This window comes from Vibrio albus, assembly GCF_003144035.1.
Lineage (GTDB): Bacteria > Pseudomonadota > Gammaproteobacteria > Enterobacterales > Vibrionaceae > Vibrio > Vibrio albus.
In genome coordinates this window covers 440107-454148 of record NZ_QFWT01000001.1, presented here as the reverse complement: position 1 = coordinate 454148, position 14042 = coordinate 440107, and the positions used below count along the sequence as shown (strand labels likewise).

Here is a 14042-nt window from a genome sequence, read left to right as displayed (position 1 = left end):
CTTTAGTAGAGTTCAATGAGTCAGCAAACTATCCCTCAAGCCACATCTTCTCTAGCGATGTGGCTTGATTATTTAGAAAATATTCATACCAGTGCTATTGATTTAGGACTGGAAAGAGTTCAGCAGGTCGCTGAGCAAGCCCATCTTCTTCATCCACAGGCCAAAGTGATCACAGTGGCCGGAACCAATGGCAAAGGATCAACCTGTGCTCTCCTGGAATCCATATTGCTGGATGCGGGATATTCAGTCGGTGTGTATAGTTCTCCTCACCTGATTCGCTATAACGAGCGTGTGCGCATCAATGGTCATCCTCTGCCGGACAGTAAACACACCGAGGCTTTTGCCTATATTGAAGAGCACAGAGCAGACACCAGTCTGAGTTTTTTTGAATTCGGTACACTTGCGGCACTGCGCCTGTTTGAAACTGAGCAAGTCGATGTGATTCTGCTTGAGGTCGGTCTTGGTGGTCGTCTGGATGCGACCAATATTCTGGAGCATGATGTGGCTGTAGTGACCAGTATTGCCAAAGATCATGTGGACTGGTTAGGTGACGATATTAACGTCATCGCTCAGGAGAAAGCCGGTATTTTCCGTGCCGGTAAGCCTGCAATATGCGGGCAGCCGGATGCGCCTTACACCATCGCCGCGTATGCTGATGAAATTGGTGCTAACCTGTATCAGGTAGACTATCAATTTCAGTATGAGCAGGTCGGCGATATCTGGAACTGGAAAAGTGGTCCGTTTGACCTGAGCGACCTTCCTGTCCCTTCTTTGCCTCTGCCTAATGCAGCAACGGCATTGATGGCCTTGGGCGTGTCAGGGCTGGACATCAGTGATGTTAATATCGTGAATGGGCTTAAGAATGCTAAGCTGGCCGGACGGATGCAGAAAGTATCCCATTCGCCTTGTGTGATTCTGGATGTGGCTCATAATCCTCATTCGGCCGCTTATCTGGCGAAGCGAATTCAGCAATGTTATCCGGATAGAAAGATTCATTGTGTTCTGGGCATGTTGGAAGATAAAGATATTCCGGGGACAATAAAAGAATTGTCGAATGTCGTTTCCTGCTGGTATCCGTGTTCCCTTTCCGGTCCCAGAGCGGCAAGTGCTGAATTGCTTTCCGAAGCATTACCCGCTGGTAACAAGCTGAAAACCTTTTCAACACCTACCCACGGTTTTAAATATGCGTTAACAAAAGTGGCGAAAGACGATGTCATCATTGTAGCCGGATCATTTGTTACCGTTTCAGATGTTCTGGTTTATTTACAGTTACAAAGGAGTTCTAGTTCTGGTGGCAAGTAAGTTTCAGAGCCGGCTGGTGGGAACCATTATTCTGGCTGCGGCAGGGGTCATCGTTTTGCCCGATATTCTCGATGGTGAAAAGAAGCACTATAAAGAAGAGTTTGCGGCCATACCGATTAAACCTGCGTTGAAAACAGACATGGAAACTTTCGAGGTGCTTGAACCGGTGGAAGTGCAAACCGCACTTCCTGAGAGCCCGGTAGCCGTCACAGAGCCGGAAGCTTCCGAACCGACTCGTGATACTGTTAACGTGAGTGTTCAGCCTGTGGCGGAAAAAAATCAGTATCAGGACAGTGCCTGGATCATTCAGCTCATGGCTCTGAAAAACGCAGAGAACGCAAAAACGCTGGTTGGCGATCTGCAAAAGAGGGGTTACCAGGCTCATAGAAAAAAAGAGGGGGAATTTACCCGTGTGATTGTCGGCCCGGATACTTCCAAGGAAAAGCTTGAAAAACAAATAAAAGAACTAAAGGAAATCACTGGCTCTCAGGGTCAACTGATGAAATTTAGACCGCTTAACCCATAAGAAAACGTTTGCGTCGCGATTTTTTCTGTTAAAATGCGCGCAACTTAAGATGTACAGAATATGATTTGGATTGATTATGTCATTTTAGGGGTAATAGGCCTGTCGGCTTTGATCAGCATTACTCGGGGCTTTGTAAAAGAAGCATTATCTCTGGTGATTTGGTTTGGGGCATTTTTTATCTCCAGCCAGTACTACAAGAAATTGGCAGTATATTTTACCAATATCGACGACGAGTTATTCCGTAATGCGGCGGCGATAGGTGCACTTTTTGTTACGACACTGATAGTTGGTGCTATCGTCAACTATGTTGTTGCTCAACTGGTGCAGAAAACAGGATTATCGGGAACAGACAGGGTACTGGGGGCCGTATTTGGCGCGCTGCGCGGTGTACTGATTGTTTCTGCTGTGCTGTTTTTCATGGATGCGTTTACCGCATTCCCAAACTCTGACTGGTGGGCACAGTCGCGTCTGATACCTGAATTTAGTCGTATCATCGCGCCGTTTTTTGAACACCTTCAAGAGACATCAAGTTTTCTAGCTGGCACTGTGTAGTGCCAGTTTTTGTAAATCGAGGATTAGGACATGTGTGGTATTGTTGGAATCGTGGGTAAGACGATGGTGAACCAGTCAATTTATGATGCGTTGACGGTTTTGCAGCATCGTGGCCAGGATGCCGCGGGTATTGTTACCATAGAAAGCAATCGTTTTCGTCTGCGTAAGGCGAATGGTTTGGTTAAAGATGTTTTTGAAGCAAAACACATGCAACGCTTACAGGGTAATGTAGGTATTGGGCATGTTCGTTATCCAACTGCAGGTAGTTCAAGTGCCTCTGAAGCGCAGCCTTTCTATGTAAACTCTCCGTTTGGTATTACTCTGGCGCATAACGGTAACCTGACCAATGCTCACGAAGTCAGAGAGAAACTATTTGAAAAAGATCGTCGTCATATCAACACGACATCGGATTCTGAAGTGCTGCTGAATGTTCTTGCGCATGAAATTGATACGGTAAAAGGCAATGTTACGGCTGAAGATGTATTCAGAGCGGTAGCGAATGTTCACCGTACTATTCGTGGAGCCTATGCTGTAGCTGCGATGATCATCGGCCATGGTATGATCGCTTTCCGTGACCCGCATGGTATTCGTCCTTTGTGCCTGGGTAAACGTGAGACTGAACAGGGAACAGAATACATGGTTGCTTCAGAATCTGTTGCACTGGACGCCATCGGTTTTGATTTTATGCGTGACGTTGCGCCCGGTGAGGCCGTATACGCGACCTTTGACGGTGAACTACACACACTCCAGTGTGCTGATAATCCAGCCAGTAACCCTTGTATTTTTGAATACGTTTACTTTGCTCGTCCAGACTCGTTTATCGATAAGATTTCTGTTTACAGCGCTCGCGTTGAAATGGGTAAAAAGCTGGGTGAAAAAATCCTGAGCGATTGGTCGGATCTCAATATTGATGTGGTGATCCCAATTCCTGAAACGTCTTGTGATATCGCACTGGAAATTGCACAGAAAATTAACCTGCCATATCGTCAGGGTTTTGTGAAAAACCGCTATGTAGGCCGTACCTTTATTATGCCTGGTCAGCAGATGCGCAGAAAATCGGTACGTCGTAAGCTGAATGCGATCCGTTCTGAATTTAAAGATAAAAACGTACTCCTGGTTGATGATTCCATTGTACGCGGTACTACATCAGAGCAGATTATTGAGATGGCGCGTGAAGCTGGCGCGAAGAATGTGTATATGGTGTCGGCCGCTCCGGAGATTCGTTTCCCTAACGTATACGGCATTGATATGCCAAGTGCAAATGAGCTTATTGCCCATGGCCGTGATTCGGATGAAATCGCGAAAATGATTGGTGCTGATGCCTTGATTTATCAGTCTCTGGAAGATTTGGTAGCCGCAGTAGGCTTGGGTAACCAGTCTATCACTCAGTTTGAAACCTCTGTGTTTAACGGCGAGTATGTGACCGGTGATATTGATCAGAGCTATCTGGATTTTCTTGAGTCACTAAGAAGCGATGATGCCAAGCTGCAGAAAGATATCCAGCAGGATCTGGCCAACCTGGAGTTGTATAACGAAGGGGCGTAATTCCGCTACTCACCTGAAACACTAAAAAACACCGGCAATTGTCCGGTGTTTTTTTATATCGTTAGTTAGCATATTACGTTATGTATTTAAACGCGTTTTTTCCCTTTTTAAGGATACGTACCATTTGGTGACTTTATTTTAAGTACTTGGTCGATAAAAAATTAAAATACCATTTTAATATATTAATTCCTTTCTATCATACAGATGCAACAAGACGCACTGTAAGTATTGACTATTTACTCATTTAGAAAGGACAAGACGTGAAAAGATTCAAATATTCGATCTTAGCTGTATCACTCGCCGCTGTGACCGGCTGTACCAGCACAATGCAGATATCTGCCCCCTCTGCTGTATCTTCAGGCCAGGCTGTAAAGCAGGCTACAAAGGCTGACTTTGAAACTCTTAAAGCACGTGTGGTTCCTGACTTTGTTGCCAGTTCAAAAGCTCAGGCAAAGAAAAAGAATATGACACTGAAAGTATTGGCAGCAGATTACCTAAAAACACTTTCTCCGGAAGGTGCCTGGCCAGATATCAACTACCAGCAGGTTGAAAAGCCAGGCTGGTCACCGAGAGGACACCTGGACCGTTTGGTTATTCTGGCTGCCGCGTACAATGAGTCTCCAGATGTGGCATTGGGAAATGCGATAAGCAACGCTCTAATCTACTGGCTGGATGCTGATCCGCAAAGCTGGAACTGGTGGTGGCATGATATCGGCATTCCAAAACGGATTGGCTACAGTGCGGTGATGGCGAAAGAAGCTCTGAATGAAGAGCTACTTAAGAAAGTAGCCGATTATCTACCGAGTATCCCTAACTACTCGCCGACTAACCCAAACAGCCCGATTCCAAAAGCGGCCAACCGGACTGATATCGCACTGGCAGTGCTAAATCGTGGGTTACTGACAGACGACAGTGATATGGTAGGTAAAGCGATTGCAGATATTGAGGCAACGGTTGGCGTAAGCACCGGGGCGGGTATTCAGCATGACTACTCTTTCCATCAGCATGGGCCACAGCTCTACACGTCCGGTTACGGTCCCGTGTGGTTCAGTGCAGCAGCGAAATGGGCAGATTTGGTGAATGATTTGCCGTGGGCCTTTGCACCGGAAAAAATGGATATTCTGGTTTCCTACCTCCTTGACGGTCAGCGCTGGTCTAAACGCCATGGCCAGTGGGACTACAACACCATGAGCCGCGGGATTAGCCGAACCAAGCGGACTGAGTATATGCCTCAATCCTCCGGGGATATGCCTGAACACACACCGATGGATATTGTTGCCGGTTGGATGCCTGAACGTGCTGACGATGCTCAGGCATTTAAAGCTCACGAGTTTGGTGATGCAGGAGCAGGGCTTAACGGCTTCAAGCATTTCTGGCGCAGTGATTATTCCGTTAAATCTTCTGACGGGCATATGTTTAGCATCGGCATGAACTCTCAGCGGGTTGAGCCGGCAGAAGCGGGTAACGGAGAAAACCTGAAAGGCTTCTGGCTGGGCTTTGGCAGCACATTCCTGATGCAGCGCGGTAATGAGTATTACAACATCTTCCCGGTATGGAACTGGGCTCTGGTTCCCGGGGTTACTGCTCCTGAGTACGTCGGTAAAGGCGCTGACTGGGGACGTATCATGCAGCCGGACGTATCATTTGTCGGTGGTGTTAGCAATGAACGATATGGTGTGTCGATGATGGATTTGGATATCGCCATCAACCACGCGGAGGGTGCGCATTCAACGAAGCCTGGATTCTACCAGTGTGGTGAAGGGAAAGGACACACAGAGGCGAAGAAAGCCTGGTTCAGCTTCGCGGATGAAGTGGTTGCTCTTGGTACGGGCATTAAGTCAACCAATTGCGAATCAGTGAATACTTCACTAAACCAGACACGACTCAATGGTGAGGTAACCGTAGACGGCTCCGTTGCTGCGATGGGAAGTCGTGATCTGACAGACGCAAAATGGGTACACCATGATGGTGTCGGTTATGTGTTCCCTCAGAGCTGGAAAGGTACGTTGTCTAACCAGACCCAGACCGGCACATGGAAAGCGCTCCGCAAAAGCAGCAGTGACGAGTTAGTCAGCCAGAACGTATTTACTCTGTCTATGACACATGGCGTGAATCCTGACAATGCGACTTATCAGTATGTCATTGCTCCGGGAAAAACCGCAGATCAGGTCGACAGTTACAGTAAAGACTTACCGGTGAAAGTACTGAAGAACACGCCTGAGGTTCAGGCCGTACATCATAAAGGGCTGAATGTGACAGGTATTGTTTTCTATCAGGCGGGTAGCGTGAAGCTGAACAGTGATCTAACGGTCACCGTTGACAAGCCAAGCGTTATATTGCTGGACGACAGTGTCAGTCAGCCAACCATCAGCGTATCGACTCCTGGGGTTGAGTTTGCTGATGTGACACTGGGCTTACAGTCTGTATCACACGGTAACCTTACGCACAGTATTCTGACTCCAGGGGGAGAAGCTGATCTGGGCAGAAGTGTTACCTTTGACTGGGATAAAGGCCCGGATAACCGTGAGTGGGAAGCAGCATTAAAAGCTCAGCAACAAGCCCAACTGCAGGCAGCGCAGCAGCCTGAGCTGACACTACTGGCGGTGGCTGATACTGAGCTACAGGGGGGGCAGTATGCAGACAGAAACTTCGATATCGTATCACGCTGGGATCTGTGGGCTGGCCAGATTACGGATGGCGATGCAGCGGAAGCGGGAGTGACTAAGGAAGTCAAATCCGTGATTAAGTTCGACCTTACCCAACTGAGCAGTGCCGGGGCTGAGAAGGCCGTGCTGAAACTGCATGTCCGTAATATTGGCGGGCAGTCGCCACAGACAGTGCAGGTTGCTGCATTGGCCGATAGTCACTGGAGTGAAGCAGGTGTCACCTGGAATAATCTTCCGGCTGTTAAATCGGAAAGTATCCCTTGGACGGTTTCTTCTGAGCAGAAAAAACAGTGGGTTGAACTGGATGTTACTAAGCTGGTGAATGAGGCTCAATCCTCTGGCGCTATTAGTTTGCTACTAAGTAACAAAGGTTCTGGTTTTGTCGCTTTTGGCTCTGATGAGACCGATCAAATCCCTGAACTGGTCGTTAAACGTGCCCTTTAACCGTTGATTCAGGGGAAACGTAACACAGTAAGTTTGAACGGCGGCGGATAGGCCGCCGTTTTTAATCAGGGAATAGTCTAGGCGGGAATATTCTCTTCCCCGACATCATGATAGTGAGTGACGAAGTCTATCAGCAGACGTACTTTTTCTGGCTGGTGATCTTTGTGGTTATAGAGCATATAAATATCCCTGGGGTTGGAACTCCAGTCACTAAGCACCCGCACCAGTTCTCCTCTCTCAAAATATCCCTGCAGCATAATATCCGGCATCAGAGTGATGCCCAGCCCCGCAGCACATGCGCGGCGGACGACATTCAGTTCGTTGGCTTCAAACCTGCCTTTATCGGTATTCACCACAACATCGCCTTTGGAGTTGTTAAGTTGCCATTTGAGTAATGGATGACCTTTTAGTAGATGGTGATGAAGCAGATCGTCTGCATGTTTAAGAGGTTGGGGGTTATCCGCCAGATAAGAAGGGCTGGCAACAAGTATATCTTTGACTTCATTTACCTTTCTGGCGATTAGGCTAGAGTCTCGCTGTGGACCCGCTTTAAAAATAATATCCCACTCAGTCGGATCACACTGATTACTTATCGTCAGTTCAATCCTGATATTCGGGTATTTCGCCATAAACTCGTTGAGCATAGGCAGGATAAGCCGCTTGGTCAGGTTTGAGGGGGCGGAAATCTTCAGTTTACCCGCCGCACCCCGGCAGTCGTCTCCAATTTCTTCTGCTGCTGAAGTGAGCTTTTTAAGCATCGGAGAGCAGGCGGTATAAAAACGTTCTCCAGCTTCCGTCAGCGAAAGTTTGCGTGCGTGGCGGTTGAGCAGGCGGAGATCTAAAGAATCTTCAAGGGCCTGAATTCGCCGGGTGATAGTCGCGACAGGAATTAATGTTTTTCTTGAAGTTGCGGTATAGCTCCCATTTTCAACAACAAGTCGAAAAAGGTTTAAGTCATCTAGTTTCATCGGGTTAGCCACGGCAGATCTTCCACGTTCAAATTCGTTCCTTTGATTTTGCAAACTTAATTTGCTTCTCGTCAAGAGAATGTTGTGTTTGTTTGCCGCTATCCTTTTGCTTTGTGTGTATTTTGTATACAAAGTTGCGATAAATGATAAGCAATACTGTTATCAACTAAGCAAGATCAATGCTAATTAGCAACAGGTTGTGCTTACAATCGTGTATGCAACGCCATATGTTGTACAAATGATGATTGCCGACTACTTTTTATTAGAGGTCTGGATAAAAATAAATATCGTCCGGTTGGTTGATGAGCGAGGGCTGTATGGTTGATAGTTTTGTTGACACTGCACTTTATGCGGACGGGAGGGGCAGAGAAGGGCAGGTGATTATGCTGGTTGATGATGATCCAGTTTTTCGTCGGTTTATCTCTGTATTGTTGGAAAAAGAAGGCTATCGGGTCATTCAGGCTGAGCATGGGCTGGAAGGCTTACAAAAGCTCCGGCACGAGGTTCCGGATCTGATACTGTGTGACTTGTCGATGCCAATCCTGAATGGTATCGAATTTGCCGAGGAAGTATGCTGGGAATACCCATCCATTCCTATGATCGTCGTCTCTGCAACAGAAGATATGTCGGATGTTGCGAGAGCATTGCGCTTCGGTATTAAGGACTTTTTGACGAAACCTATTACGGTTCCTACTCACCTAACTTCCGCCATCAGTAATATTCTGAGTGATGAGCAAAAACATCAGGAGCCCAGCCGTGACTTCGCCAGTCAGTGGCTGCGCGTAGGAGAACGGGGAGATATTCCTGAAGATGAGGAGTTGCACTGGCACCTGAACTTTCTTGAGCATAATATCGGAGCCGCGAGAGATCTGTTATTAGCTCTTCTTCCGGACAGAGATACAAAGCAAGGGGAATGGCAATGCAGCTACAATCTTCTTCAGGCTTCTGATGCAATGCCTCTGGTCTTTGATTATGCCTGGTTGATGGATGGTCAGTTTGCGTTCTATATCGTGGATTCAGAATCCACAGAAGAGAACTGTGTTGCGACATCTCTTCTGGTCCGGGCTGTATTTAATGATGCGTTACGCCATTCTGATATTCCGCTAAACAATCTGGAGGCGTTTACGGATATCGTTGAAAAAGGCATACAGTGTCTGGAGTGCTCAAAACCAACCAAAGCGCTGTTTGGTATCGCCGATATGACCGATGGTACGGTGTCAATATTGTCGGGCGGGATCGAAGGGATCTGGACCTATCATGACACTTATGGTCAGTACCGGCATCATATCGCTTCAGAGTGCATGTTAGGGGGTGGTTGCTCCAAACAGTCAGGTGTTAGCCGGTTGCCTATCGGCAGAGGAGGTAAATTAACGCTGTCGAATATCGGCGTCAGTCATTTTAGTCTGGAAATGTCGCCTAAGTCGTCATATTAGCATTTAAACCGCCACTTAAACGTTTGCGCCGGATTCGCTGGTTGCTCCAGATTAAGAAAATCTCTAATATTGTTGGGTAATGTGCCCGCTCTTCGGAGCGGGCGTTTGTTTTTTCGCCTTTTGCTGTCTTCGTTCACGAATAAGCAAATGTGATAAATTGGTCGCTTGCTTTGCTGAGATAATTATAACGAGATCGAGGCAAGCCTATAACGCAGATAGATAGTTTATGACTACTGATACAATTTCATTAATAAAATCAAGTATTAAATCCATTCAGGACTACCCTAAACCAGGTATTTTATTCCGTGATGTCACCAGCCTGATGGAGAATGCGGATGCTTATAAAGCAACCATTGGTTTATTGCTGAACCAATATAAAAACCACGGGTTTACCAAAGTCGTCGGAACAGAAGCCCGGGGTTTTCTGTTTGGAGCTCCGCTGGCCCTGGAGCTGGGCGTAGGGTTTGTGCCGGTACGTAAACCGGGTAAGCTGCCGAGAGAAACCGTTGCGGAAACTTATGAGCTTGAATACGGTATGGATACTCTGGAAATTCATACGGATGCGATTGAAAAAGGCGACAAAGTTCTGATGGTTGATGACTTGCTTGCGACAGGCGGAACCATTGAAGCGACCACAAAACTGATCCGTCAGTTAGGTGGTGAAGTGGAACACGCGGCTTTTGTGATAAACTTGCCGGACATTGGTGGTGATGAACGCCTGAAAGGGTTGGGTCTGAACGTATACAGCATTTGTGAGTTCGACGGCCACTAAGCCAGAATAGTTGGAAGTATTAAATGAGTTATTTAGCATTAGCACGAAAATGGCGTCCGGTTCAGTTTAATCAGGTTGTGGGTCAGGCCCATGTGCTCACCGCACTGGAAAATGCATTAAAGCAGAACAAGCTGCATCACGCTTATCTGTTTAGTGGTACACGAGGTGTCGGTAAAACCAGTATTGGTCGCTTATTTGCTAAAGGACTCAACTGCGAAACGGGTATCACGGCTACGCCTTGTGGTCAGTGTGAAACCTGTCGGGAAATTGATGAAGGCCGTTTCGTTGACCTCCTTGAAATCGATGCAGCTTCCCGAACGAAGGTCGAAGATATCCGTGAACTGCTTGACAATGTGCAGTATAAGCCAGCACGGGGCCGGTTTAAGGTGTACCTTATCGATGAGGTACACATGCTCTCCCGCCACAGCTTTAACGCACTTCTGAAAACTCTGGAAGAGCCACCTGAGCATGTAAAGTTCCTGCTGGCGACAACTGATCCACAGAAGCTACCGGTAACGATTCTTTCCCGTTGTCTGCAGTTTCATCTAAAGCCTATCAGTGTGGATGCTATTCACGAACAGCTTGATTTTATCCTTAAGCAGGAGTCTGTAACGTCAGAATCCCGGGCGTTAGGCATGATTGCTCATGCGGCAGATGGCAGTATGCGGGATGCTCTGAGTCTGACGGATCAGGCCATTGCTTTAAGCAATGGCGCAATCGATACCGCGACGGTTACCACCATGCTGGGAACTCTGGATGCTGATCAGGCGATTCACTTGCTGGAAGCCATTAGCAGTAAGCAAACAGAAACGGCGATGGCAGCCATTCAGCATCTGGCACAAAATGGTGTGGAATGGGATGGTCTTTTGCAGGAACTGGCAAGTCAGCTTCACAGAATAGCGATGTATCAGGCATTGCCGGCCACACTCGACAAAGATAAGCCGGATGCGGAAAAAATAGAGCTGCTCAGCCAGTCTCTTACGCCTCAGGATGTACAGCTATTTTATCAAATCGCTCTGAAAGGGCGTCAGGACCTGCCTCTGGCTCCAACCGAGCGAATGGGACTGGAAATGGTCGTCCTGAGGATGATCGCCTTCAGGCCGCAGTCAGCCGTGTCTGCAAACGCGATAGTCTTACCAACAAAACAGCAGGCGGTGGTACCTGAGCCACCACATCGTCATCAAAACACGGCGTCATCATTGCAGCAACCTATTTCGCAGCGGACAGAGTCTTCGCAGCCAGCACCGGCTCAACCAATGCCTCAATCTGAACTGGTTGTTGCAGGGCGTAGTGGCGAAGAAACAAATCAGCCGGTTAATCTCAAATCTCCGGTCATAGAACCAGAAAGAAATGAGCCTGAGCAGCAGCCAGATTCCGTTTCACCACCGCATGAGGAAAAAAGCGTTTCGATGACGGGCTTACGTCATCAGTTGCGTTCTCGGCGTAACACCTCACAGCAATCTGCGGATAATCACGGAAAAAAGTCTGAAGCGGCGTCACCGGGACCATCTTCTGTGCTGGAGCGCGTTGCTCAGCATGGCCGGTATGGTGATCGGCCGCAGACAAATACAGTGAGTACCGCTGGCAGTAATACGGTCGCAGGCTCAGTAGAACCGCAGAATATACAGCCGGCAGAGCCTATGCCGGAGGACAGCGAGCCATATCAATGGCAGCCGTCGTCAACTCCCGTTGAAGAGCCTGTCCAGGCGGAGGTAAAACCTTCCGATCTGAAAAAGGCACTGGAGCATACTAAAACACCGGAGATGAATCAGAAACTGGTGGAAGAGTCGATTGCTCAGGATGAATGGTCTGCTTTGATTCAACGGCTGAATATCCCTAAGCTGGTGGAACAGCTGGCACTGAACTCTGCTTATCAGAAAAATGGCTCAGCGATCGCTCTGGAATTAAGGCCGAGCCATGCGCATCTGAATAAAGACAGGTCTCTGGAGGAGTTAAGGCTGGCGCTCTGTCATGTACTGGAAGAAGAGTGCTCACTGACCATTCATATTGGTGAGTCCGGACAGACACCTCTGGAGCTCAGAGAACATCTGTATCAGGGAAAACTGGCCAGCGCTTTTGTCAGTCTGGAGCAGGATCCTAATGTACAGTTTATTCAGAAAAGATTCGCAGCAGAACTGGACCGAGATAGTGTAAGACCAATATGAACAACCTAGTTAAATTTTAAATCCGGGGTTGAAAAATTGCTTTTCAGCCCAATAATCAAGTGAAACACATACAGACCAGAGAGATATAAGATGTTTGGTGGTAAAGGCGGTATGGGCAACCTGATGAAACAAGCCCAGCAGATGCAAGATCGTATGCAAAAACTTCAGGAAGAAATTGCAAATATGGAAGTGACTGGTGAATCTGGAGCAGGTTTGGTTAAAATAACCATCACCGGTAGCCACAGCGTACGTCGTGTTGAAATTGACGAGAGCCTGATGGAAGACGACAAAGAAATGCTGGAAGATCTAATCGCTGCTGCGTTTAATGATGCCGCTCGTCGTGTTGAAGAGACTCAAAAAGAAAAAATGGCTTCAGTGACTGGCGGTATGCAGCTACCACCAGGCATGAAAATGCCATTCTAATCGGTAACGGTATCTAAACTATGCGTACCAGCCATATGCTGGAGCAATTGATGGAGGCCTTACGTTGTCTGCCGGGAGTCGGTCCCAAGTCAGCCCAGCGTATGGCCTTTCATTTGTTACAGCGGGACAGAAAAGGCGGTTTACAGTTAGCGGATGCGCTAACTAAAGCAATGACAGAAATTGGTCACTGCTCAGAGTGCCGAACATTTACCGAAGAAGAAACCTGTAATATCTGTTTGAACCCCAAACGACAGGAAAATGGCTTGTTGTGTGTGGTCGAAAGCCCGGCGGACATCGCCGCAGTAGAAGCAACAGGGCAGTATTCCGGCCGTTATTTTGTGCTTATGGGGCATTTGTCCCCGTTGGATGGCATCGGCCCCAGTGATATTGGCTTAGATACTCTGGATTATCGGCTTGGAAGAGGGGATATCAAAGAAGTTATTCTGGCAACCAACCCGACGGTGGAAGGTGAAGCAACCGCTCATTATATTGCAGAGTTGTGTAACGCCCACAATGTGAGTGCCAGCCGTATCGCACACGGTGTTCCTGTTGGCGGAGAGCTGGAGCTGGTAGACGGCACTACACTTTCCCATTCACTGTTGGGAAGGCAGAAGCTGTCTTAATCTGTACAATGAAAACTGAATATCGTCATTCCTGCGAAGGCAGGAATCTTATGAACGAGTTGATAATGGTTTAGTAGATCCCTGCCTTCGCAGGGATGACGGTCTGGATTGATAGAGCAGATTATAGAAAGAAACCAGAAACTAGACCGCTACGCTGATAAAAACTATAAAACCAGACAATGTTTTCTGTAATCTGTACCCTCAAAGCGCTCTGTATTCTGTTCTAGTCTCTAGTCCTAGCCCTTATGTCAGCAACTCCAGTTCGGTGATCACCGCCATCGCTTCAGGATTACTCTTCCCGCACACATCCGGATCCGGCTTAAAGTCGTGGCACACCTTGGGCCTTTCCGGCTTGCCGAAAAGTTTGCACAGATTATTCTCATCGAGCTGGATACAGCGTACTCCCGCTGGCTTGCCGTTCTCCATCCCCGGAATCGGAGAAGAAATGCTTGGTGCGATACAACAGGCTCCGCAGCCTAATCTGCAATCCATATAACCCTCTGGTGACTACGCTAAATGAAGAGGTGGGATAATATAGAAGGCTGTACAGGAAGTAAACTGGATCGGCACAGCATTCTGCTTGCACTTTACTGTTCATAGGGGTATAAATCACATCCTCTTGG

At 47.7% G+C, this 14042-nt stretch carries 12 protein-coding genes; 10 read left to right on the top strand and 2 right to left on the bottom strand.

What is annotated here, in order from left to right; translation table 11 throughout:
* Nucleotides 1-15 precede the first annotated feature (15 nt).
* From folC to DI392_RS01935, 5 genes are all read left to right on the top strand, one after another.
* Nucleotides 16-1302, top strand: coding sequence for a bifunctional tetrahydrofolate synthase/dihydrofolate synthase (gene folC, locus DI392_RS01955; protein ID WP_109318218.1), 1287 nt, complete (start codon nucleotides 16-18; stop codon nucleotides 1300-1302).
* A complete protein-coding gene (locus DI392_RS01950; RefSeq protein ID WP_109318217.1) occupies nucleotides 1292-1828 on the top strand; it encodes an SPOR domain-containing protein in 537 nt (178 codons plus the stop codon). Before folC ends, DI392_RS01950 begins: the two co-directional genes overlap by 11 nt.
* A 60-nt stretch (nucleotides 1829-1888) precedes the next feature.
* Nucleotides 1889-2380 (top strand): CvpA family protein, encoded by a 492-nt coding sequence (locus tag DI392_RS01945; protein WP_109318216.1) that lies wholly within the window; start codon nucleotides 1889-1891, stop codon nucleotides 2378-2380.
* A 30-nt stretch (nucleotides 2381-2410) separates the two neighbouring features.
* Nucleotides 2411-3925 carry an amidophosphoribosyltransferase gene (gene purF, locus DI392_RS01940; protein ID WP_109318215.1) on the top strand — a complete coding sequence of 505 codons (1515 nt, stop codon included), beginning with the start codon at nucleotides 2411-2413 and terminating at the stop codon, nucleotides 3923-3925.
* A 260-nt stretch (nucleotides 3926-4185) separates the two neighbouring features.
* Nucleotides 4186-7035, top strand: coding sequence for a polysaccharide lyase family 8 super-sandwich domain-containing protein (locus DI392_RS01935; protein WP_109318214.1), 2850 nt, complete (start codon nucleotides 4186-4188; stop codon nucleotides 7033-7035).
* 77 nt (nucleotides 7036-7112) lie between these two features.
* Here the strand turns inward: DI392_RS01935 and DI392_RS01930 are convergent, their stop codons facing one another.
* Nucleotides 7113-8003, bottom strand: coding sequence for a LysR family transcriptional regulator (locus tag DI392_RS01930; RefSeq protein ID WP_109318539.1), 891 nt, complete (start codon nucleotides 8001-8003; stop codon nucleotides 7113-7115).
* A gap of 317 nt (nucleotides 8004-8320) precedes the next feature.
* Between DI392_RS01930 and DI392_RS01925 the strand changes: the two genes are divergently transcribed.
* The 5 genes from DI392_RS01925 to recR all read left to right on the top strand — a co-directional run bounded on the left by DI392_RS01925 (nucleotide 8321) and on the right by recR (nucleotide 13419).
* On the top strand, nucleotides 8321-9436 hold the full coding sequence (locus DI392_RS01925; protein ID WP_245883899.1) for a response regulator: 1116 nt from the start codon (nucleotides 8321-8323) through the stop codon (nucleotides 9434-9436).
* A gap of 226 nt (nucleotides 9437-9662) precedes the next feature.
* Complete coding sequence (apt, locus tag DI392_RS01920) at nucleotides 9663-10208, top strand: adenine phosphoribosyltransferase (protein ID WP_109318213.1); 546 nt, start codon at nucleotides 9663-9665, stop codon at nucleotides 10206-10208.
* A gap of 23 nt (nucleotides 10209-10231) precedes the next feature.
* On the top strand, nucleotides 10232-12373 hold the full coding sequence (gene dnaX / locus DI392_RS01915) for a DNA polymerase III subunit gamma/tau (RefSeq protein ID WP_109318212.1): 2142 nt from the start codon (nucleotides 10232-10234) through the stop codon (nucleotides 12371-12373).
* Between the two features lie 90 nt (nucleotides 12374-12463).
* Nucleotides 12464-12796, top strand: a complete 333-nt coding sequence (locus tag DI392_RS01910) for a YbaB/EbfC family nucleoid-associated protein (RefSeq protein ID WP_109318211.1) — start codon at nucleotides 12464-12466, stop codon at nucleotides 12794-12796.
* A gap of 20 nt (nucleotides 12797-12816) precedes the next feature.
* Nucleotides 12817-13419, top strand: a complete 603-nt coding sequence (recR, locus tag DI392_RS01905; RefSeq protein ID WP_109318210.1) for a recombination mediator RecR — start codon at nucleotides 12817-12819, stop codon at nucleotides 13417-13419.
* Between the two features lie 243 nt (nucleotides 13420-13662).
* Here the strand turns inward: recR and DI392_RS01900 are convergent, their stop codons facing one another.
* On the bottom strand, nucleotides 13663-13911 hold the full coding sequence (locus tag DI392_RS01900; RefSeq protein WP_109318209.1) for a YkgJ family cysteine cluster protein: 249 nt from the start codon (nucleotides 13909-13911) through the stop codon (nucleotides 13663-13665).
* Between the last annotated feature and the right edge of the window lie 131 nt (nucleotides 13912-14042).

What these genes read in the sequence shown, in the direction of transcription:
- purF (WP_109318215.1), top strand. Translation starts at nt 2,411, where the DNA reads ATGTGTGGTATTGTTGGAATCGTGGGTAAGACGATGGTGAACCAGTCA.
- DI392_RS01900 (WP_109318209.1), bottom strand. Translation starts at nt 13,911, where the DNA reads ATGGATTGCAGATTAGGCTGCGGAGCCTGTTGTATCGCACCAAGCATT.
- dnaX (WP_109318212.1), top strand. Translation starts at nt 10,232, where the DNA reads ATGAGTTATTTAGCATTAGCACGAAAATGGCGTCCGGTTCAGTTTAAT.
- recR (WP_109318210.1), top strand. Translation starts at nt 12,817, where the DNA reads ATGCGTACCAGCCATATGCTGGAGCAATTGATGGAGGCCTTACGTTGT.
- DI392_RS01910 (WP_109318211.1), top strand. Translation starts at nt 12,464, where the DNA reads ATGTTTGGTGGTAAAGGCGGTATGGGCAACCTGATGAAACAAGCCCAG.
- apt (WP_109318213.1), top strand. Translation starts at nt 9,663, where the DNA reads ATGACTACTGATACAATTTCATTAATAAAATCAAGTATTAAATCCATT.
- folC (WP_109318218.1), top strand. Translation starts at nt 16, where the DNA reads ATGAGTCAGCAAACTATCCCTCAAGCCACATCTTCTCTAGCGATGTGG.
- DI392_RS01930 (WP_109318539.1), bottom strand. Translation starts at nt 8,003, where the DNA reads ATGAAACTAGATGACTTAAACCTTTTTCGACTTGTTGTTGAAAATGGG.
- DI392_RS01945 (WP_109318216.1), top strand. Translation starts at nt 1,889, where the DNA reads ATGATTTGGATTGATTATGTCATTTTAGGGGTAATAGGCCTGTCGGCT.
- DI392_RS01925 (WP_245883899.1), top strand. Translation starts at nt 8,321, where the DNA reads ATGGTTGATAGTTTTGTTGACACTGCACTTTATGCGGACGGGAGGGGC.